Source organism: Curtobacterium sp. 22159 (genome assembly GCF_052045775.1).
Classification (GTDB): domain Bacteria; phylum Actinomycetota; class Actinomycetes; order Actinomycetales; family Microbacteriaceae; genus Curtobacterium.
In genome coordinates, this window is record NZ_JBQEPN010000002.1 from 32,619 (window position 1) to 52,558 (window position 19,940).

The 19,940-nt window shown below is 73.7% G+C and carries 19 protein-coding genes; 5 read left to right on the forward strand and 14 right to left on the reverse strand.

The annotated features are described in order from the left end of the window. The first annotated feature begins 63 nt into the window (after positions 1-63). Together ACTJKO_RS02320 and ACTJKO_RS02325 are read left to right on the forward strand one after the other, a co-directional pair. Complete coding sequence (locus ACTJKO_RS02320; RefSeq protein WP_440685270.1) at positions 64-963, forward strand: NmrA family NAD(P)-binding protein; 900 nt, start codon at positions 64-66, stop codon at positions 961-963. 128 nt (positions 964-1,091) lie between these two features. Further along, positions 1,092-1,715, forward strand: a complete 624-nt coding sequence (locus ACTJKO_RS02325; RefSeq protein ID WP_440685271.1) for a dihydrofolate reductase family protein — start codon at positions 1,092-1,094, stop codon at positions 1,713-1,715. Positions 1,716-1,728: 13 nt separating this feature from the next. Here the strand turns inward: ACTJKO_RS02325 and ACTJKO_RS02330 are convergent, their stop codons facing one another. The 3 genes from ACTJKO_RS02330 to ACTJKO_RS02340 are packed head-to-tail and all read right to left on the reverse strand — an operon-like array spanning position 1,729 to position 4,761. Next, complete coding sequence (locus tag ACTJKO_RS02330) at positions 1,729-2,415, reverse strand: response regulator (RefSeq protein ID WP_440685273.1); 687 nt, start codon at positions 2,413-2,415, stop codon at positions 1,729-1,731. Beyond that, a complete protein-coding gene (locus ACTJKO_RS02335) occupies positions 2,412-3,818 on the reverse strand; it encodes a sensor histidine kinase (RefSeq protein ID WP_440685275.1) in 1,407 nt (468 codons plus the stop codon). The genes ACTJKO_RS02330 and ACTJKO_RS02335 overlap by 4 nt, the downstream gene beginning before the upstream one ends. Next, positions 3,805-4,761 (reverse strand): CPBP family glutamic-type intramembrane protease, encoded by a 957-nt coding sequence (locus ACTJKO_RS02340; RefSeq protein WP_440685278.1) that lies wholly within the window; start codon positions 4,759-4,761, stop codon positions 3,805-3,807. Before ACTJKO_RS02340 ends, ACTJKO_RS02335 begins: the two co-directional genes overlap by 14 nt. A gap of 117 nt (positions 4,762-4,878) precedes the next feature. Here ACTJKO_RS02340 and ACTJKO_RS02345 point away from each other — a divergent pair, with 117 nt between their 5' ends. Next, complete coding sequence (locus ACTJKO_RS02345; RefSeq protein WP_440685280.1) at positions 4,879-6,318, forward strand: amidase; 1,440 nt, start codon at positions 4,879-4,881, stop codon at positions 6,316-6,318. A gap of 30 nt (positions 6,319-6,348) precedes the next feature. On the opposite strand, the gene ACTJKO_RS02350 is transcribed toward ACTJKO_RS02345, so the two are convergent. The 6 genes from ACTJKO_RS02350 to ACTJKO_RS02375 are packed head-to-tail and all read right to left on the reverse strand — an operon-like array spanning position 6,349 to position 12,352. Continuing rightward, a complete protein-coding gene (locus ACTJKO_RS02350; protein WP_440685282.1) occupies positions 6,349-7,143 on the reverse strand; it encodes an ABC transporter ATP-binding protein in 795 nt (264 codons plus the stop codon). Next, the gene (locus ACTJKO_RS02355) at positions 7,140-7,934 is read right to left on the reverse strand and encodes an ABC transporter ATP-binding protein (protein WP_440685284.1); all 795 of its coding nucleotides are present in this window, start codon (positions 7,932-7,934) and stop codon (positions 7,140-7,142) included. Before ACTJKO_RS02355 ends, ACTJKO_RS02350 begins: the two co-directional genes overlap by 4 nt. Beyond that, positions 7,931-8,824 carry an ABC transporter permease gene (locus ACTJKO_RS02360; protein ID WP_440685286.1) on the reverse strand — a complete coding sequence of 298 codons (894 nt, stop codon included), beginning with the start codon at positions 8,822-8,824 and terminating at the stop codon, positions 7,931-7,933. Before ACTJKO_RS02360 ends, ACTJKO_RS02355 begins: the two co-directional genes overlap by 4 nt. After that, the gene (locus ACTJKO_RS02365; protein WP_440685288.1) at positions 8,821-9,774 is read right to left on the reverse strand and encodes an ABC transporter permease; all 954 of its coding nucleotides are present in this window, start codon (positions 9,772-9,774) and stop codon (positions 8,821-8,823) included. Before ACTJKO_RS02365 ends, ACTJKO_RS02360 begins: the two co-directional genes overlap by 4 nt. Before the next feature lie 28 nt (positions 9,775-9,802). Beyond that, a complete protein-coding gene (locus ACTJKO_RS02370; RefSeq protein WP_440685290.1) occupies positions 9,803-11,338 on the reverse strand; it encodes an ABC transporter substrate-binding protein in 1,536 nt (511 codons plus the stop codon). Between the two features lie 57 nt (positions 11,339-11,395). Then, the gene (locus ACTJKO_RS02375; RefSeq protein ID WP_440685292.1) at positions 11,396-12,352 is read right to left on the reverse strand and encodes an alpha/beta fold hydrolase; all 957 of its coding nucleotides are present in this window, start codon (positions 12,350-12,352) and stop codon (positions 11,396-11,398) included. Positions 12,353-12,416: 64 nt separating this feature from the next. Between ACTJKO_RS02375 and ACTJKO_RS02380 the strand changes: the two genes are divergently transcribed. After that, entirely contained in the window at positions 12,417-13,313 is an 897-nt protein-coding gene (locus ACTJKO_RS02380; RefSeq protein ID WP_440685294.1) for a siderophore-interacting protein, read from the forward strand. After that, positions 13,310-14,116, forward strand: a complete 807-nt coding sequence (locus tag ACTJKO_RS02385; protein ID WP_440685900.1) for an ABC transporter ATP-binding protein — start codon at positions 13,310-13,312, stop codon at positions 14,114-14,116. Before ACTJKO_RS02380 ends, ACTJKO_RS02385 begins: the two co-directional genes overlap by 4 nt. A 167-nt stretch (positions 14,117-14,283) precedes the next feature. Here ACTJKO_RS02385 and ACTJKO_RS02390 read toward each other — a convergent pair whose 3' ends face one another. From ACTJKO_RS02390 to ACTJKO_RS02410, 5 genes are all read right to left on the reverse strand, one after another. After that, positions 14,284-14,640, reverse strand: a complete 357-nt coding sequence (locus tag ACTJKO_RS02390) for a Fe-S oxidoreductase (RefSeq protein WP_440685296.1) — start codon at positions 14,638-14,640, stop codon at positions 14,284-14,286. 2 nt (positions 14,641-14,642) lie between these two features. Then, positions 14,643-16,046: a dihydrolipoyl dehydrogenase family protein gene (locus ACTJKO_RS02395; protein ID WP_440685298.1), complete on the reverse strand. Its 1,404-nt coding sequence runs from the start codon at positions 16,044-16,046 to the stop codon at positions 14,643-14,645. A 76-nt stretch (positions 16,047-16,122) separates the two neighbouring features. Then, positions 16,123-16,944, reverse strand: coding sequence for an arginase family protein (locus tag ACTJKO_RS02400; RefSeq protein ID WP_440685300.1), 822 nt, complete (start codon positions 16,942-16,944; stop codon positions 16,123-16,125). Between the two features lie 48 nt (positions 16,945-16,992). After that, positions 16,993-17,718: a PspA/IM30 family protein gene (locus ACTJKO_RS02405; protein WP_440685302.1), complete on the reverse strand. Its 726-nt coding sequence runs from the start codon at positions 17,716-17,718 to the stop codon at positions 16,993-16,995. Between the two features lie 133 nt (positions 17,719-17,851). Beyond that, positions 17,852-19,858 carry a TPM domain-containing protein gene (locus ACTJKO_RS02410; RefSeq protein WP_440685304.1) on the reverse strand — a complete coding sequence of 669 codons (2,007 nt, stop codon included), beginning with the start codon at positions 19,856-19,858 and terminating at the stop codon, positions 17,852-17,854. Between the last annotated feature and the right edge of the window lie 82 nt (positions 19,859-19,940).

Sequence of the window (19,940 nt, forward strand, 5' to 3'; positions counted from 1 at the left end):
TGGCCGCATGACGACGAAGACCACCCTCCCCATCGACCACCCCACAGCGTTCGTCGAGCAGGCGTGACCACCACCGTCCTCGTCGCCGGCGCCACCGGCGACCTCGGCGCACGCATCGTCCACGCACTCCGGCAGCACGACACCCACGTCCGCGTCCTCACCCGCACCGCCGGCACCCCCGCCGCCGAACGACTCGCCACGGACGGCGTCGAGGTCGTCACCGCGGACTACACCGACCGCACCGCGCTGACCACGGCGCTCGCCGGGGTGGAGGTCGTCGTCTCCGCGGTGAGCGGCACGCGACCGGTGATCGTCGACGCCCAGCGCGCGCTGCTCGCCGCGTCCGTGGAGGCCGGCGTGCAGCGCTTCGTCCCGTCCGACTACGCCGCCGACTACCGGTCGATCACACCCGGCACGAACCGGAACTTCGAGCTCCGCCGCGAGTTCGCGGCCGACCTCGACGCCGCTCCCGTCCGCGCGACCTCGGTGCTGAACGGCGCGTTCACGGACATGCTCACCGGTCAGGCGCCGCTCGTCCTGTTCGACCGGCAGCGCGTCCTCTACTGGTCGTCCCCCGACCAGCTGCTCGACTTCACCACGAAGGACGACGTCGCCCGCACCACCGCACTGGTCGCGCTCGACCCGGCCGCGCCGCGCGTCGTCGAGGTGGCGGGCGACCGGGTGACGTCCCGGAGCATCGCGGACACGATGTCGCAGCTCACCGGCACGCACTTCCGCCTGCAGTGGGCGGGGACGACCGGCACCCTGTCGGCGATGGCGCGGGTGGGCCGACGCCTGTCACGCGCCGACGACGACGAGCCGTTCCCCGCGTGGCAGGGTATGCAGTACTTCGTCAGCATGTTCAGCGGCGAGGCGCAGCTGCACCACGTCGACAACGACCGCTACGGCGTGCACGAGTGGACGACGGTGCGCGACGTGCTCGACGCGCACCTCAGCCGCTGACCGAAGCGGCCGAAGCGGCCGAAGCGGCCGGAGCGGCCGAACCGGCGGGCCCGGCCGAACCGGCGGGCCCGGCCGCACGCGCCGCACCGACACCGACACCGCCACCGACACCGAGGAGCAGCCAGCCGATGGCCGACACGACCTGCCACATGTCCATCTCGCTCGACGGCTTCGTCGCCGGACCCGACCAGAGCATCGACCACCCCCTCGGTCGACGCGGTGGTGAACTGCACACGTGGCACATGCCGGGTGCGGACGTCGGCGCGGCCGACGTGACCGCGGCATCCTGGCTGATGCGACCGCGCGGCGCGTACGTGATGGGCCGCAACATGTTCGGACCGGTCCGCGGCGAGTGGGACGTCGACTGGCAGGGATGGTGGGGGGACGAGCCGCCGTACCACGCACCGGTCTTCGTGCTCACCCACCACGCGCACGACCCGATCGAGCTCGACGGTGGCACGACCTTCCACTTCGTCACCGACGGGTTCGACGCCGCCTACACGCGGGCGGTCGAGGCGGCCGGCGACGGCGGGGTCGACATCGCCGGCGGCGCCTCGACGGTGCGCCAGGCCCTCGCCGCGGGGGTGGTCGACGAGCTCGTCCTCGACATCGCCCCCGTCCTGCTCGGCTCCGGGGAGCGGATCTTCGACGAAGCACTTGCCGCCGGCGGCACCGCGACGTTCGACTTCGAACCGGTCGAGGTCCTGCACTCCCCGCTGACCACGCACGTCCGGTACCGCCGCCGGGGCTGATCGGGCGACGCGGTCACGATCCGGACGGCCCGCCCGGGTCCGGTACCGACACGATCCGGTTCTGGTACGCCCAGACGACGGCCTGCAAGCGTGACCGCACCCCGAGCTTCGGGAGCATCCGCGCGAGGTGGGACTTCACCGTGGAGACCTCGACGACGAGCGCCGCGGCGATCTCCTCGTTCGACATCCCCTCGGCGAGCAACAGGAGCACGTCCCGTTCGCGGGCCGTGAGCACGTCGTCGGCACGGTCGCCGGACACCGGGCGGAGACTCCGCCGTGACACGAACTCGCGCAGGACACGACGGGTGAGCGCCTGGTCGATGGTGCCGTTCCCCGCCGCCACCTGCCGGACGGCGCCGATGATCACGTCGGGCTCCGCGTCCTTGAGCAGGAAGCCGGACGCCCCCGCCTCGAGCGCGCCGAACACGAGGTCGTCCATGTCGAACGTCGTCAGCACGAGCACCGGCACGGCGGGGTCCGCCCCCGGCCAGCAGAGCTCCCGGGTCACCTCGATCCCGTTCCGCACCGGCATCCGGATGTCGAGGCACGCGACGTCCGGCCGTGTGGAGCGGGCGAGCGCGAGCGCCTCGCCGCCGTCGGCCGCGACGCCGACGACCTCGATGTCGGGTTCCGCGGCCAGCAGGGCGGACACCCCGGCACGGACGAGGGGCTGGTCGTCCGCCACCAGGACGCGGATCACCCGGACACCTCCGGGTCGTGCCCGGTCGTGTCGGACGCTGGTGGCGCCTCCCGGCCGGTGACCAGCTCGACGCTCCAGCCGCCGTCCCGGGTGGGGCCGACCTGGAGGCGCGCCCCCACCAGTTCCGCCCGCTCGCGCATGCCGCGCAGTCCGTTCCCGCCCGACGGCGTGCTGCCCACGGACGGTGCGGTGGGCGCCCCGTTCTCGACGCGGACGGTCAGGTGGTCGGGGTGACGGTCGTCGACCGTCACCGTGCAGGTGGCACCGGCGGCGTGCAGGGCGACGTTCGCGAGCGCCTCCTGGACCGTGCGGTAGGCGACGAGCTGGGTGAGCGGGCCGATGCCCTCCGCGAGCGGTCGGTCCCCGGGGCGCACGTCGAGGACGACGGCCGTCCGCGTGCGGGCGTGCTCGACGAGGTCGACGATGCCGGCCACGGTCTCGACGGTGCGTTCGGCCGGGGCGTCGTCACGGAGCAGCCCGACCAGGCGGCGGAGGTCCTCGAGCACGGCGGTGCTCTGTTCCCGCACCTGGCGGACGCCGTCGTGGGCCTGTTCCGGGTCGGTGTCGATCTGCCGGTCGACGACCGCCGACATGAGCGCGATGCCGGACAGGTGGTGGGCGGCGATGTCGTGGAGTTCGCGGGCCATCGCGGCTCGTTCGCGGGAGACGGCGGCGTCCACCCGCGCGTCCTGTTCGCGGGCGACGGCCGCTGCTTCTGCCGTGCGGGCGTCTGCGGCGGCGGTCCGGGCGTCCGCCTCGGCGGTCCGGGCGTCGGCCTCGGCACGGCGCGCTGCCCGGAGCTCGCGGCGGGACCGGACGATCAGCGTGACGACGAGCGGCAGGCCCACCGCGCCGACCGCCTGCAGCGCGCCCTGGCCGATCGACGCGCCGAGGCCGAAGGCGGCCCCGCTCCGGAACGCGCCCGACGTGCCCGCCCACTCGATGCCGGAGCCCGTCGCCACGAGGAGCGCGGCGACGGCGACGGCGGGCCAGAGACGGGGCAGCGGCACGCGCAGGGCGGCGAGGACCACCGCGACGACGACCGGCAGCGCGCTCAACCCGAACACCGTGCTGACGCTGACCGACGCGAGGACGACGGGGAGCGCGGCGACGACCAGGAGCACGGTCCGGGGCGCCCGGCGTGCGACGAGGAGCACCGCGGACTGCACGAGCAGGGTCACGACGAGGAGGGTCCACGGGACGCTGCCGACCGCCGGGTCCGGAGCGCCGCTCGGGATCGTGCTCGGATCGGCGGCGTCCGCCGCGGGCACGCCCAGCAGGAGGCCGATGGCGAGGACGGCGGAACCGACGGCGACCAGGGCGTCGGTGCGACGGGCGCGGGGGTCGGGCCGGCCCGGCCGGTCGAGCCGCTCGGGCCGGTCGGGCGCGTCAGCGGGTGCCATCGTTCGATCCTACGAGTCGTCCGGCGGTCCGGGACCCGTGCAGCGCCCCCGGGTAGCCGAGGCGTCCCCGGGTCGCGACGAGCAGGACGGCGGCGGCCACGGTGGACACGATCGCGAGACCGTGCATCATCGTGCCCGCGGTCATGCCCGGGTACATGTCGGCCCAGAGCGTCGAGATGGTGTTGTTCACGCCCACGTGCAGGAGCAGGGCGACCGGCAGGCTCTCGCCGGTGCGGTTGAACACCCACGTCATCACCACGTTGAAGGTGATCGTGAACACGGCGAACACGAGCGGCTCGGTCCAGTGCGCGTTCGGCCACCCGCCCCAGTCGCTGAGGTAGAGCGGCATGTGCCAGAGCGCCCACAGCGGACCCAGGACGGCAGCGGCGCCGAGCGGACCGAAGCGCTCCTGGAGGCGCGGCAGCGCGAAGTCACGCCAGCCCGGCTCCTCGGACAGGCCGGTCGTGAACAGCTGGACGACGAGCCCCGGCACGAGCGCGACGAGGGCGAGCATGCTCGGCGCCTGCACCTGACCGCCGGCGAAGGGCAGCCCGGTGGCGACGATGAGCGCGGGGACCCCGACGAGTGCGAGCGCGTACCAGTACCAGGACACGCGCCAGCGCCAGAGCCGCCCCACCCACCGCCGCAGGCCCGGGCGTCCGTCGGCGAGCGCGGTGACGATGAACGCTCCGCCCAGCGGGCCGAGCAGCGCGCCGGGCAGCACCCCGGTGAACTGGGCCGTGCCGAGCAGCTCGGGGAAGTGGAGGTCCCACACGCCGAGGCCGTGCGGGGACAGGATGTACGGGACCCACGCGGCCCAGCTCAGGCCGAGCGCGAGGGCGGCGAAGGCGACGAGCGGGTGCCGGGCGACGAGCCCCGACACCCCCGTCCGGTCCGCCCGGGCGGTGCCGGTGGTGTTCCGGTCTTCGGTGGTGATCGTCATGACGTCGACGCTAGGGACGCCGCCGTCCCGGGACGACCGGCGAAGGGACGCACCTCCGCCGGTTCCTCCGAAGGATGCAAGCCGGGCGGCGGGGGTGTCGGCATAGGCTCGGGAACCGTGTTCGAACTCCACCACCTCTCCGCGCAGGAACTCTGGGACTGGATCCGACGGGGTGAGGTCACCGTCCGTGAGGCGACCGACCACTTCCTGGCCCGCATCGGCCGGCTCGACCGGGAGCTCGGCGCGTTCGTGACGGTGACGGCGGATGCCGCTCGGGAACGAGCCGACCACCTCGGCGACCTGGTGCCGACGTCGCGGCCGTTGTGGGGCCTCCCGTCCGCCGACAAGGACCTCTACGACCGCCGTGGCGTCCCGACCGGCAACGGGACGGTGTCGCTGCCGGCACGCGCGGCCACGGACGACCACCCGCTCGTCGCCGCCCTCGACGCGGCCGGGACGGTGAGCCTCGGCAAGACGGCGAGCCCGGAGTTCGGGATGTCCTCGTCGTCGGAGACCCGCTCCGGCGTCACGCGCAACCCGTACGACACGACGAGGGCGCCGGGCGGGTCCTCGAGCGGCGCCGCGGTCGCCGTCGCGGCCGGCCTGCTGCCCGCCGCGGTGGGGTCCGACGGAGGCGGGTCCGTGCGCATCCCCGCCGCGGCGACCGGGCTCGTCGGGCTCAAGCCGAGCCGCGGCCGGGTGCCGTCGATGCCCGGGCGGAGCGGTGTCGGCGGCCTCTCGGTCGCCGGACCGATCACCCGGACGGTCGCGGATGCCGGGATGCTGCTCGACGCGCTCGTCGCTCCGACGGGGTTGCCAGAGGCCCAGCCGTACGCACTGGTCACGCCCGACGTCGGGGACGGCCCGTTCACCGCTGCGGCCGTCCGTGGCGAGGGTCGCTTCGTGGTCGGGATCCTCGACGGGTCACCGTGGGACGACGCCGTCGACGTCGTGGTCGACCCCGCTGCCCGCGCGGCGGTCGAGACGGCGGTGCGGGTCCTCGGCGAGGTCGGTCACGGGGTCGAGGAGGTCGCGATGCCCCGCGCGCCGTACGCCGACGCGTTCCGGGTGGCGTGGGAGTCGAGCGCGGCCCGCCTGCCGTTCGTCCCCGGGATCGACCTGTCGGCGCTGACGCCGCTCGTGTCGTGGCTCGTGGACCGCGGTCGGGCGCTCACCGGGACGCAGGTGCTCGACGCCATGACGACGCTCGACGCCTTCTCGGCGGCGCTCATCGGCGCGTTCGACCGGTTCGACGCGGTGCTGACGCCGACGCTCGCGCTGCCGCCCCGACCGCTCGGCTGGTACGGCGACGACCCGGAGGAGGACTTCCGCCGCCAGTGCGCCTACTCACCGTGGACGTCGATGGCGAACGTGTCCGGTCTGCCGGCGATCACGCTGCCCGTCGCCACCACCGCCGACGACCACCCGGACGGCGGGGGTCTGCCGATGGGGGTGCAGCTCGTCGGGCGCCCCGGCGGCGAGCGGGTGCTGCTCGCGATCGGGGCGCAGCTGGAGCGACGCCTGCGGTGGCAGCGGCGGCACCCACCCGTGTGGTGACCGGCGCGGGACGCGTGTCCGCGGCGGCGGTCAGGGAAGCGTGGGCGCCGCCTCCACGAGCGTCCGCGTCACCGGGTGCCGGGGGTCGTCGAGGAGCGACACCGGGCCGTGCTCGACGACCTTCCCGGCAGCCATGACCGCGACGGTGTCGCACAGCCGCTGGACGACCCCGATGTCGTGCGACACGAGCACGAGCGTGAGCCCGAGGTCGTCCGCGAGCGAGCGGAACAGGTCGATCACCCGTGCCCGTACCACCACGTCCAGCGCGCTCATCGGCTCGTCGCCGAACAGGATCTTCGGTGCGTGCACGACGGCTCTGGCGATCGCGATGCGCTGCCGCTGCCCGCCGGAGAACTCGTGCGGGTACCGGTCGACGGCGTCGGCGGGCAGGTCGACCCGCTCGAGCACGTCGCGCACGAGCCCGGCCCGTTCCCGGGCCGACCCGCCGATGCCGAGCGCTCGCAGCGGCTCGGCGACGATGGCTCCGACGCGCATCCGCGGGTCGAGTGACGCGTACGGGTCCTGGAAGACGACCCCGGTCTCGCGGCGGAACCACCGCATCGCGCCGGAGCGACCCGACGCGACCACCGGACGACCGGAGGCGTGCACGGTCCCGGCGGACGGCGCCTCGAGTCCGGCCAGGAGCCGCACCAGCGTCGACTTGCCGGAGCCGGACTCGCCGACGATCCCGAGCCTGGTGCCCGGCGCCACGGCGAGGTCGACCCCGTCGACCGCCGTCCGGACGGGACCGGGCTCGAACGGTCCGCGTCGGGGGAGCCGGTAGGTCCGGTGCAGCCCGACGGCCTCGAGTGCTGTGGTGCTCACGGGGCGGTCCTCCTGGCGGTCGCACGGGCGGCGTCGACGAGCGCCGCCGTCGCGGGGTGCTGCGGCGCGGCGAGGAGCCCCGCCACGGTGCCCTGCTCGACGACCCGGCCGGCGTCGAGGACGACCGCGGTGTCGGCGATGCGGGCGAGCACGGCGAGGTCGTGCGTCACGAACACCATGCCGGCGGTGAGCTGCTCGAACAGCTCGAGGATGCGCGCCTCGGTCGTGACGTCGAGCGCCGTGGTCGGCTCGTCCGCGACGAGGTACGACGGCTGACCGGCCATCGCCATCGCGATGCAGATCCGTTGCCGCTGCCCGCCGGACAGCTGGTGCGGGTACTGCCGCAGCAGCGACTCCGGGTCGGGCAGCCCCACCGACACCGCGAGGTCGACGGCAGCCGCGGTGGCCGCACGTCGGTCGAGCCCACGGTGCAGACGCAGCGGCTCGGCGATCTGTGCCCCCACCCGGCGCAGCGGGTCGAGCGCGGTGCCCGGCTCCTGGAACACCATCGCGATGCCGGAGCCACGGTGGCGGGCGCGCTCGCGGTCGGGGAGGCCGACGAGTTCCGTCCCGTCGAGCCGGATGCTGCCCTCGACGACCGCACCGGCCGGCTCGAGCCCCATCAGGGCGAGCGAGGTCATCGACTTCCCGGAGCCGGAGGCACCGATCACGCCGAGGCGGCGGCCGGGAGGCACGGTGAACGTCACGTCGTCGAGGATCGTCCGGCGGTCGATGCGGACCGTCAGTCCACGCACCTCGAGCCCGGCAGCGCCGGTCGCGGTGTCGGTCATGCGGTCACCCCCGTGGTCGGTGTGCCGTCCGCGGCGCGGTCGCTCGGCGCCGTGCCGGCGGTTCGGTCGCTCGTGGTGAGGCGCGGGTCCGTGGCGTCCCGCACGGCGTCACCGAGCAGCGAGAGCGCCGCGACGACGAGCGCGATCGCGGCTCCGGGCCACGTGGCGCTCCACGGGTGCACCCCGATGTACGTCTGCAGATCGGAGAGCAGGCTGCCCCAGGACGCGGTGCCCGACCCGGCGCCGTAGCCGAGGTACGACAGACCGGCCTCGGCGAGGACGGCGGTCGCCATCGCGAGGGACAGCTGCACGGTGAACAACGGTGCCGCGTTCGGGACGAGGTGCCGGTAGAGCACACCGGCGCTCCCCACGCCCGACGCACGCGCGGCGGTGACGTAGTCGCTCCGGGCGATCCGGCGGATCTCGCCACGGGCGACGCGGGCGATCGTCACGCCGAACGAGAGGCCGACGCTCACGATGACCACGCCGAGCGATCCACCGGCCACGGCGGTGAGGAGCATGGCCGTCAGGAGCGTGGGGAACGCGACGAGGATGTCGAGCAGGACCGCCGTGCCCTCGCGGACCCAGCGGGCGGTGAGCGACCCGATCGCGGTGAGGACGATCCCGACGACGCTCGCGATGACCCCGGACCCGATCGCGACGAGGACGGTCGTCCGGGTGCCGGCGAGCAGGTAGCTGGCGATGTCGCGGCCGGAGGCGTCGGTGCCGAACCAGTGCGCGGCGCCCGGCGGTTCCCACTGGTGGAACGGGTCGGTGCGGAAGGGGTCCTGCGGCGTCCACACCAGGGAGACCGCCGCGAGGACGACGAGCAGGCCGAGGACGACCACGGCGAAGACCCCGGTCGGCCGGGCGAGGAGACGACGGATCACTCGGCGACCTCCCGCTGCCGGGGGTCGAGCACCCGGTGCACGACGTCGACCGCGAACCCGACGAGCAGCACGAGGCCGGTGAGGACGAGCAGCTCGGACTGCACCTTCGTGATGTCCCGGCGTCCGACGTCGGTGACGAGCATGCGGCCGACACCGGGCAGCGAGAACAGCTGCTCGACGACCACCGCGCCGACGAGGAGCCCGGCGATCTGCACGCCGAGCACGGCGAGCACGGTGAGGGCCACCGACGGCAGTCCGTGCCGGATCAGTGCCTGGGTCCGGGTGAGCCCGATCGCGGCCGCGGTCCGGACGTGGTCGGCGTCGAGCACCGTGAGGGTCGCCGACCGGGTGAACCGGAGGATGACGGCACCCTCGACCGCGCCGATGGTGACGGCCGGGAGGACGAGTGCGGCGAACGCGCGCCCGGGCTCGTCCCAGCCGTCCAGCGGGAACCCCTGCGTCGGCAACCAGTGCAGCGTCACCGCGAACAGCGCGACGAGGAGCATCCCCGCCCAGACCACCGGGATCGCCGCGACGGCCTGCGCGACGAACGTGATCGCCACGCCGCCCGGTCGCCGACGGAGGACCGCGGCGAGGACGCCGAGCGGCACCCCGATGACGAGGGCCGCCGCGAGGGACATCGCGGCGAGCGGCAGCGTCACCGACAGCTTCTGGGCGATCTCCGGCGCGACCTGGCCGTCGGTGACGAGCGACCGCCCGAGGTCCCCGCGGAAGAGCCCGCCGACCCAGTCGAGGTACTGGACCGGGAGCGGGCGGTCGAGCCCGAGCTGCTGCCGGAGCTCGGCCACCTGCGCCGGCGACGCCTGCGTGCCCGCGACCACCTGCGCGACGTCCCCGGGCAGCACCCGGAGCGTGGCGAAGATGATGACGCTGGCCACGAACAGGCCGACGACGAGCAGGAGCACCCGCCCGATGAGGAACCGGGTCACGGGACCGGTGCTCCGGGAGCAGGTCGGCTCACTTGACGGCGAGCTTCGACAGGTCGAGTCGCGAGTTCGTGCCGTCGAACGGCACGCCCGTCACGCCCTTGCGGACCGCGGTGATCGACGTCGCCGTGTAGAGCCACTCGCCCGCGGCGTCCTCGCTGACGATCCTCGCCGCCTTCTGGAGGGCGGCGACCTTGTCCGACTCGTTCGTCGCGGCGACCGACTCGGCGTACAGGGACTGCACCTCGGCGTTGTCGTAGCCGAAGTAGTAGTCGGGGTTCGCCCAGTTGCCGAAGTCGCGTGCCTCGACGTGGTCGACCATGGACAGGTCGAAGTCACGCTTGCCGCTCTTCGGCGCCTCGAAGACCTGCGAGAGCCACGTGGCGAAGTCGACCCGCTTCACGGTCAGGCTGATGCCGACGTCGGCGAGCTGGGACTTGAGCACGTCGCCGATCGTCGCGGAGTAGATGTTCGCGTACGTCAGGGTGAGGTGGAGGTCCCGCTGTCCGGCCTCGGCCAGCAGCTTCTTCGCGTTCGAGGGGTCGTACGCGTCGATGTCGGTGAGGTCCTGGTAGCCGGGGTCGAGCTCCGGGATCGGGCCGCCCTGCTGGACACCGGTGCCGCCGACCGCCTTGATGATCGCCTTGGTGTCGATCGCCTGCCGGATCGCCTGGCGGACGCGCTTGTCGGTGAACGGGGCCTTCTGGTCGTTGAAGGCGAGCGTGTACTTGTCGGTGGTCTTGCCGGTGTGGAGCGTGATGTCGGAGTTGCCCTGCAGCTGGCTCTTCAGCGTGCCGTCGACGGCGGTCTGCACGTCGAGGTCGCCGTTCGCCATCGCGTTGACCGCGGTCGACGGCTGCGTGATGTACCGGAAGACGACCTTCGCGACCTTCGCCTTGGTGCCCCAGTAGTCGGCGTTCCGCTTGAACGTCAGCGAGTCGCCCTGCTTCCAGCTCGCGACCTCGTACGGGCCGGTGCCGTTGGCGGTGTCGGAGAGGTCGTTCCGCGCTGCCTTCTCGAGCACGAGGCCGGCGCGTCCGGTGAGGTTCCACAGGAGGTCCGAGTCGGGCTTCGCGAGCTCGAGCCGCACGACGCCCGGGGCGGGGGACGAGATGGACGACACGTTCGCGAGCTGCGCGGAGTCGACGTACGACGCGTTCGACTTCACCTGCTGCAGCGACCACACGACGTCGTCCGCGGTGACGTCCTTGCCGTCCTGGAACGTGGTGCCCTTCCGCAGCGTGAACGTGTAGGTCCGCCCGTCCGACGACACCTCGTGCGAGGAGGCGAGCACGTCGCGGATGTCCCCGTCCGCCGTGCGGCCGACGAGGCCCTGGTACACGTTGTCGATGAGCACCTGGTCGAGTGCGGCGCCGGACTGCGTGCGGATGTCGAGGCTGGTCGGTTCGAGCACGAGGCCGACGCGCACGGTCGCGTCGGTGCCGCCGGTCTCGTTCGAGGAGCCGGAGCAGCCGGTGAGCACCAGCGCCGAGGCGACGGCGACCGCGGTGGCGGCCAGGGCCGCGCGGCCGAGGCGGGAGGTGCTGCGGGGGAGGAGCGGACTCATGGGTTGTGGGTTCCTTCCGGGCGCGAGGGCGACGGTCGTCGCTGCGCTCGCACGAGGTTACCGGCGGCTGGTGCCGTCCGGCGACGGTTCTTCGATCGGGTGCAACAAACCGTTACCTTCCGTCCATGCCCGGATCGCCCGGGCCAGTTCGGTGGGCGCCTGGTTCTGCACCGCGTGCCGGGCTGCGACGGTGACGATCTCCGCCGCCGGGAGCCGCTCGGCGAACTGCGCGTGGAGCTTCGGTGAGACGTAGCCACGGTCACCCCGGACGAGGAGGATCGGTACGTCCAGGGCCTCGAGGTCGGGCCAGGCGTCGGCGAACCGTCCCACCGAGGCGGTGCGCCCCGCCGGCAGGTGCGGGAAGTGGTGGCGGCGGACGAGCCGCCCGTCGGCACCGAGTCGCGTGGTGTGACGTGCCTCGCGGAGGAGCACGGCACGGTCGTCGCCGACCCGGGCCTCGACCGCCCGGTCGACCACCTGGTCGAGGGACGCGAACGGCTCCTCGTCCTCGAGCGCGCGGGCGATCCGGTCGACCGCCCGCTGTGCGAAGTCCGGCGACATGTCGACGAGGACGAGCCCGGTCACCCGCTCGGGCGCGAGTGCCGCGAGCCGCGCGGCGAGGATGGCTCCGAGGGAGTGACCGACGACGACCCCGGGCGGCACCTCGAGGGCGTCGAGCGCGGCGAGGACGTCCGGCGCGGTGACGGCCGCGGCGTAGTCGGCGTCGTCCCGCCAACCCGAGCGGCCGTGCCCGGGCAGGTCGACCGCCACGGCGGGCTCGCCGAGGGCGAGGGCGGTCGCGTCGAAGCTGTGCGCGTCGATGCCGAGCCCGTGCAGGTAGGTGATCCGCGCCTCCTGGCCCGCTCCGTCGCCGCGACGGGTCCAGCGGATGGCGGCGATCTCCTGCCCGTCGGCGGTGCGGACCACCTGCCTGGAGGCGCGCATCGGCTCCGTCACGCCGCTCGCGCGGGCGAGGTCGGGCAGGTCTGCGAATTCGTCGTCGGCTCCGGACACGGGACGATCCTCGCACCGTGCGGACCCTTGGGCGTCTTAGGTAAGGCATGCCATACTCGATGTCGTGGCAGCCCGGTACCGTGTCTTCTCCGTCCGCGTGGCAGCCGTCGTACCGCTCACCCCGCACTTCGTCCGGGTGACCCTGTCGGGCGACGCCCTCGCCGACTTCTCCGCCGTCGGCCTCGACCAGCGGATCAAGCTCGTGCTGCCGATCCCCGGTCACGGCTTCACCGACCTGCCCGACGGCGAGGACTGGTACGGCGCGTGGCGGGCACTGCCGGACGCGACCCGCAACCCGCTGCGCACCTACACGGTCCGGTCGTTCCGCCCAGACGCCCGTGAGCTCGACATCGACTTCGTCGCCCACGGCGACACCGGCCCGGCCTCGCGCTGGGTGTCCGGTTGCCGTGTCGGCGACGAACTCCGGATCGTCGGCCCCGCCGTGCCGTCCTCGCCCGCTGAGCTCCCGACCGGTGCGGCCGAGTTCGACCCCGGCACGGCGAACCGGATCCTGCTCGCCGGTGACGAGACGGCCGCGCCCGCCATCTGCGCGATCCTCGAAGCGCTCGACGTCGCCACCGTCGGACACGTGTTCATCGAGGTCCCGACCGACGCCGACCGGCTCCCGGTGACGGCGCCGGCCGGTGTCGAGGTGCGCTGGATCGCCCGGAACGGCGCCTCGCACGGCGTCCGGATGACCGACCAGGTGCACGCGTGGGCCTCCACCGTCGCGGCCGGCCCCGGCTGCGGGGAAACCGCCGAGCTCACGGACGTCGACGTCGACGAGCAGGTCCTCTGGGACATCCCCGGAGCGGACGCGCCGCGGCCCGTGTACGCCTGGATCGCGGGGGAGGCCGGCTGCGTCAAGGAGCTGCGGCGCCACCTCGTGCGGGGCGTCGGCCTCGGCCGCGAGCAGGTCGCCTTCATGGGCTACTGGCGGCACGGCAAGGCCGAGAACTGAACGCCACGACGACGCCTCCGCGGACGGCACTCGGCGCGCGCGGACTGACCCTCGCGTACGACGACCGGGTGGTGGTCTCCTCGCTCGACGTCGACGTGCCCGACGGCGAGCTGACGGTGATCGTCGGGCCGAACGCGTGCGGCAAGTCGACGCTGCTGAAGTCCTTCGCGCGCACCCTCAAGCCGACCGCCGGCACCGTGTACCTCGACGGCGCACCGATCGACTCGTACCGTCCGAAGGCCGTGGCGCGCCGGGTCGGGATGCTGCCGCAGACGCCCATCGCGCCGGACGGCATCACGGTGCGTGACCTCGTGTCCCGCGGCCGGTTCCCGCACCAGGACCTGCTGCACCCGTCGTCCGGGTCCGACCGGGCGGCCGTGCAGGCCGCGCTGGAGCAGACGTCCACGGTCGCGCTGGCCGACCGGAGCGTCGACGAGCTCTCGGGCGGCCAGCGCCAGCGGGTGTGGATCGCGATGGTGCTCGCGCAGGAGACCGACATCGTCCTGCTCGACGAGCCCACGACCTTCCTCGACATCGCCCACCAGTACGACGTGCTGGAGCTCGCTGCCGCACTGCACGCCGCCGGTCGGACGGTCGTGGCGGTGCTGCACGACCTCAACCAGGCGGCCCGGTACGCCACACACGTCATCGCGATGCGGGACGGGGCGATCGTCGCCGCCGGGCCACCCGCGGCGGTGGTGACGGCCGACCTGGTCGAGGACGTCTTCGGGTTGCCGTGCGTGGTCGTCCCCGACCCCGAGACGGGCACGCCCCTGGTGGTGCCCCGCCGCCCCGCCGCCTGACCGGCTGCCGCGCGGCCCGGCCCGGCCCGGCCCGCTCCGCGAGTGGGCACGTTCTGTCGAACTCGGCGTCCCCGGCCGACCGGTCGTGCCCACTCGGTGACACGCGTGCGGCGTGTCCTGCCCGCTCGGCACCGCGGTCGCGACCGCAGGACGGACGGCACCGTCGATCAGCGGTAGTTGCCGTCCTCCAGCCCGGCCTCGACCTCGAAGCGGTTCCGCAACGGATCACGCCCGGCCAACGCGTAGACGAACGGCATGAGCATCCCGTAGCGCCGCCACTGCGCGACGTGCACGCGCTCGTGCCGGAGCACGCGCTCCCCGTCGTTGTCGCGCGTGAGGTAGACCGAGCCGACGCACGTGCCACCGCGGCGGAACACCCACCTCGGCAGCCCCGTGCAGACGATCAGCCCGTCCACGACCCGGACCCGACCGGTGGAGAGCGGCACCCCGACGGCGAGCCCGACGGCGGTCGCGAACAGCCAACCGGCCCGCGACACGGGGGAGTCGAGCAGCGGGTTCCGCACCGTTACTCCGGGCGACCGTACGTCTCGAGCAGACGCAGCCAGATCTCGTTCATCGTCGGGTACGCCGGGACCGCGTGCCAGAGCCGGTCGACCGGGACCTCGCCGACGACCGCGATCGTCGCGGCGTGCAGCATCTCGGCGACGTCCTGCCCGACGAACGTCACACCGACGACGACGTGCCGGTCCTCGTCGACGACCATCTTGGCCCGTCCGGTGTACCCGTCCGCCTGCAGTGCGGCCCCGGCGACGTTGCCGAGCTCGTACTCGACGGCGCGGACGTTCAGTCCCTGCTGGCGGGCCGCCGACTCGGTGAGGCCGACGCTGGCGACCTCCGGGTCGGTGAACGTGACCTGGGGGACGGCCGCGTGGTCGGCGGTCGCGACGTGCGCGCCCCACGGCTCGGTGTGCAGCGGCGTGCCCTGGTGGCGGGCGGCGATGGCCTCGCCGGCCGCGCGGGCCTGGTACTTGCCCTGGTGGGTGAGCAGCACGCGGTGGTTCACGTCGCCGACGGCGTACAGCCAGTCGGTGCCCTGCACGAGCATCGTGTCGTCGACCTGCAGCCAGTCGCCGGCCGTCAGTCCCACGCTCTCGAGGCCGAGGTCTCGCGTGTGGGCGGCGCGACCGGTGGCGGCGAGCACCTCGCTCGTGACGATGGTGGTGCCGTCGTCGAGCGTCGTCGTGACGAGGCCGTGCTCGTCGCGGTCGACGCGGGTCGGGTTCACGCCGGTGCGGACGTCGACGCCGAGCTCCCGCAGCGAGTCGGCGACGAGCTCGCCCGCGAACGGCTCCATGCCGCCGAGGAGCCCGTGCCGTGCGACGAGGGTGACCTTCGCTCCGAGGGAGGCCCACGCGGTCGCGAGCTCCGAGCCGGACACCCCGCCGCCGATGACGAGCAGGCTCTCCGGGACCTCCTGGGCACTCGTGGCCTCGCGCGTGCCCCACGGCTTCGCGTCCGCGAGCCCGGGGAGGTCCGGCAGCGTGTGCAGCGACCCGGTGACGAGCGCCACGGCGGCGGCCGCGGTGTACGCCTTCCCGTCGACCTCGATCGTCTTCTCGCCCGTGATCCGGGCGTGTCCGCGGATCAGGTCGATGCCGGCGGACTCGAGCCAGGAGACCTGCCCGTCGTCCTTCCAGTCGGACGTGAACGAGTTCCGGCGGGCGAGCACGCGCGCCGCGTCCAGGTCGCCCGTCACTGCCTGCTTCGCCCCGTCGAGGCGCTTCGCCGCCGAGAGGGCGTGACCGCTCCGCAGCAGTGCCTTCGACGGCATGCACGCCCAGTAGGAGCACTCACCGCCGACGAGTTCGGCCTCCACGATCGCGACCGACAGGCCGCGCTTCCGGGCGTAGTCCGCCACGTTCTCGCCGACTGCGCCGGCGCCGATCACGATGAGGTCGTAGTCCGTCATGCCGCCGAGCGTACGCGAGCCGACGGGGGTCCTGCCGAGTGCGGTGCGTACCCGGTCGTCCCCCGGTCGTCCCCGGTCAGCTCGCCCGGGACGCGCTCGTCAGGGCACCGACAGCCCGCAGGATGACGCCGAGGTCGTCGACGGCGCGGTCCGGGTCGACGGGCGCGAAGCCGGTGAGCGCGGCACCCGCGAGACGACGGCCCCGCGTCGCCGCCTGGATGCGTTCGACGAGCCCGGCGCCGTCGAGTCCGAACGGGACGGGTTCGAGCAGCCCGTCGACCTCGGACGGGTCGAGCACGTCGAGGTCCACGTGCACGAACACGGCCTCGGCGCCCGTGGCGTCGACGGCCGCGCTGATCGCCTCGGGCGTGGCGGCGTCCACGTCGAGGTGGACCACGCCGGCGCGGTCGAGCGCCTTCGTCTCGGCGTCCTCGACACCGCGGACGCCGGCCACCACGATCGACGAGGCGGGTAGCGTCGGGAGCGCGGGGAACAGGTCGTCCGGCCGGTCGACGAGGATGCGCAGCACGGCGGTCTCGGCGGCGACCGGCTGCGCGCGGTTGAGCGCTCGGAACCCGCTCGACCCGGCGAACCGCACGAACGCGGTGCCCGGTCCGAGGCCGACCGTGGCGCCGAGGACGCTCGCGCCGTCCCCGCCCACGACGAGCACGGGTTCCGACGCGACACCGGTCTCTTCCGCGACGCGCTCCGCGACCGCGAGCACCGACGTGTAGCGCGCGACCGCGGTCTCGAGCCGGTCTCCCGCTCCCGCCGGGACGTCGATCACGGTCGTGGAGGCGCGGGGCAGGTCGGCCGCGATGGCCGTCGCCCCGTCTCCCAGCCGCATCGCACGGGACGACGCCGAACCCTGCCACTGACCGACCACGAGGAACTGCATCGTCTCAGTCTGTCAGGTGGGGTCCGGCGTCGCCCAGGGGTGCGGTGGCTACAGGTTCGACGAGCCGCCGGACTTCAGCGCCGCGAGACGGGCCTCGACCTCCGCGTCCTTGCCCACGTCCTCGAGGCTCTCGAACTGCGCGTCGAGGCTCGACGACTGGAGTTCCTGCTGACCGAGGACCTTGGCCTCCTCGCGGCGGACCTTCTCCTCGAAGCGGCCGAGGTCGCTCGTCGGGTCCATCACGTCGATGTTCCCGAGGGCGTCGTTCACCTTCGACTGGGCCTCGGCGGTCTTCGAGCGGGCGACGAGGTTGTCGCGCTTGGACCTGAGCTCCTCGAGCTTCTGCTCCATGCCGGCGAGTCCGGTCTTGAGCTTCTCGACGGCCTCGTTCTGGGCGGCGAGGTTCGGCTCGGCGTCCTTGACCTCCTGCTCGGCGGCGATCTGCTTGCCGATGGCGATCTTGGCGAGGTTGTCGAACTTGTCGGCCTCGGCGGTCTTGCCCTCGGCGCGGTACTTGTCCGCGGCGCTCGACGCGTTCGCGGCCTTCTGGCCCCACTCGACGGCGGCCTTCTTGTCCTCTTCGTGGTCCTGCTCGAGCAGTCGCAGGTTGCCGATCGTCTGCGCGATCGCGGTCTTGGCGTCCGCGATGTTGTTCGAGTAGTCCCGCACGAGCTGGTCGAGCATCTTCTGCGGGTCCTCGGCGCTGTCGATGAGCTGGTTGACGTTCGCTCGGACGAGGGTCGAGATGCGACCGAAGATCGTCTGCTTTGCCATTGCTGTTCCCTTTCCTGGTGGTCTGGTGGTGCTGCTGGTCGTTGTCGTGCCCCGGTGCGGGACGCGGGATGGGCCGTCGGGGGATCGCGGTCGCGGGGTGCGCCGTGCGGTCGCTGGATGCGCGGTCGCGGGGTCAGAACCGGCCGCCGCCGGAGAACCCGCCGCCGCCCCCGTCGCCGCCGAAGCCGCCACCGCCGCCGAAGCCGCCGCCACCGCCGAAGCCGCCACCGCCGCCCCCGAAGGAGCCGCCGCCGTAGCTGCCTCCGCGGCCGCCGAGCAGGCCGCCGAGCACGAGTCCCGTGACGAGGCCGCCGAGCTGGGCGCCGTTCCCGCCCCCGCCGCCGAAGCCCCCGCCGCCCCAGCCGTTCATGTCGTCGTCGGCGGCGTCCATCGCGGCCGCGGCGTACTGCTCTGCGGCGCGCGCCGCCTGCAGGGCCTGTCCGGGGTCGGAGGTGGCCAGCCGGACCGCGTCGTCGAGGGCGCGTTCCGCCTCGGACAGTCGGGTGCGGGCCGTGGGTCCGACGCCTCCGCGGTGCAGCGACACGAAGTCGCGGGCCTGACTGATCCGGTTCCGGGCGTCGCGGAGCGCGTCGTCGAGCGCTCGTGCGGCGCGGCGGTGCTGCTCCTCCGCGCCGCGGGCTGTGGCGATGGCCCGGTCGATCTCGGTGTTCGCCTTCGTCAGCGCGTCGACGGCGGTGATCGGGTCCTTCGGGTCGAAGCCCTGGCGCAGGACGGTCTCGGCGCGGGTGACCGCTGCGGCGAGGTCCGGGCCGCCGGACGTCAGCGTGCGGGCGGCCGCGACGTCGCCCTCGATGTCGGCGCGCATCGCGTCGGCACGCGCGGTCGCCTCGCGGAACGAGTCCTCGGCGGCGGTCGCGCTCGCGGTGAGTTGCTGCACCTGCGCGAGGGCGTGCTGCCCGTCACGCACGGCGACGACGGCCTCGCCCTTGTCGCCGGCGGCGATCGCCGCGGTGGCCGCTCGCGACCGTTCGGTGGCGTACGCCAGCACCTGCTGGGCCTGGTCGACGGTGTCGGCGACCGTGGCGAGGGTCCGACCGGCGTACGCGGCCCGCACCCGGTCGAGCGCGGCCGCGGCGGCGCTCACCGCGGCGGGGGCGGCGTCGACGTCGTTCGCGAGGGTGGCGGCGGCCTGCTCGACCCCGGCCTCGAGCGAGCGGAGCCGGTCGAACGCCTCGGTCTGCTCCTCGAGCGAGGCGTGTGCCTGCTCGCAGATCGCGATGATCTGCTTGGACCAGTCCGCTCGCTGCTGCGGGGTGTCCGGGATCTCGTCGTCGAGCTGCTGCTGGAACGTGAACGCCCGGCGGACGGCCTGCTGCGCCGCCGCGAGGGCGTCCGCGAAGGGCTTAGCCGCGTCCTCCCCGAACTGCGCTGTGGCGAACCCGACCTCCTGCTCGGCGGTGCGCAGCTCGTCGTCGATGGTGACGAGCGCGCCCCCGGCCCGGCGTTCGAGGTCGGCCAGGGCGGCTTCCTGCGCCTTCGTCGCCGCTGCCGTCCGGCGCTTGTTGCGGGTCCGGACGACGATCAGCACGACGACGACGCCGACCACCACGACGAGCAGCAGGATCCACAGCCAGGTGAGGTTCGGCGGCGCCTGCGAGGCGGCGAGTCCGTCGGCGAACGCGACGGCCGCGCCCGACCAGTCGCTCCGCTTGAGTGCCGGGAGCAGGTCGTCGTCCACCGCGGTCTGGACGTCGGAGCTGGAGATGGCCGTCTCGTTGGTCTGACGGACGTCGTAGTCCCGGTCGTCGACGGCGACCGAGAGCAGGATGCCGTCGCTGTCGATCTGGTTCTTCTGCAGCGTCGCCGAGCCCCACGCGGAGTGGTCGGCGGGGTCGGAGAACGACGGCACGAACACCACGTACAGCTGCGTCTTGGTCTCCGAGTAGAGCTTCGTGATCGCGCTCTCGACGCGCGCCTGCTGGGCGGAGTCGAGGGCACCCGCCTGGTCGAGGACGTACGCGCCGCGGAGGTCGACGGGCGCGGTCGCGCGGGCGGTCGCTGCCGGGGCCAGCACGACGACCATCGCGAGCAGCGCCGCAGCGACGCGGGCGATCAGCCGCGATGTCCCCCTGTTCGTGCTCGTCCCACCCGTGGCCGATCCGTCCTGGACCGCTCGCATCCGTCCTCCGTCCGTCGCCGTGGCGGGAGGCCCGAGCGTGCCCGGAACCGCGCCACGGAGCGCTGTTGCCCGGAGTCTATCC

What these genes read in the sequence shown, in the direction of transcription:
- ACTJKO_RS02400 (WP_440685300.1), bottom strand. Translation starts at nt 16,944, where the DNA reads ATGCAGTTCCTCGTGGTCGGTCAGTGGCAGGGTTCGGCGTCGTCCCGT.
- ACTJKO_RS02325 (WP_440685271.1), top strand. Translation starts at nt 1,092, where the DNA reads ATGGCCGACACGACCTGCCACATGTCCATCTCGCTCGACGGCTTCGTC.
- ACTJKO_RS02370 (WP_440685290.1), bottom strand. Translation starts at nt 11,338, where the DNA reads ATGAGTCCGCTCCTCCCCCGCAGCACCTCCCGCCTCGGCCGCGCGGCC.
- ACTJKO_RS02335 (WP_440685275.1), bottom strand. Translation starts at nt 3,818, where the DNA reads ATGGCACCCGCTGACGCGCCCGACCGGCCCGAGCGGCTCGACCGGCCG.
- ACTJKO_RS02405 (WP_440685302.1), bottom strand. Translation starts at nt 17,718, where the DNA reads ATGGCAAAGCAGACGATCTTCGGTCGCATCTCGACCCTCGTCCGAGCG.
- ACTJKO_RS02340 (WP_440685278.1), bottom strand. Translation starts at nt 4,761, where the DNA reads ATGACGATCACCACCGAAGACCGGAACACCACCGGCACCGCCCGGGCG.
- ACTJKO_RS02395 (WP_440685298.1), bottom strand. Translation starts at nt 16,046, where the DNA reads ATGACGGACTACGACCTCATCGTGATCGGCGCCGGCGCAGTCGGCGAG.
- ACTJKO_RS02410 (WP_440685304.1), bottom strand. Translation starts at nt 19,858, where the DNA reads ATGCGAGCGGTCCAGGACGGATCGGCCACGGGTGGGACGAGCACGAAC.
- ACTJKO_RS02355 (WP_440685284.1), bottom strand. Translation starts at nt 7,934, where the DNA reads ATGACCGACACCGCGACCGGCGCTGCCGGGCTCGAGGTGCGTGGACTG.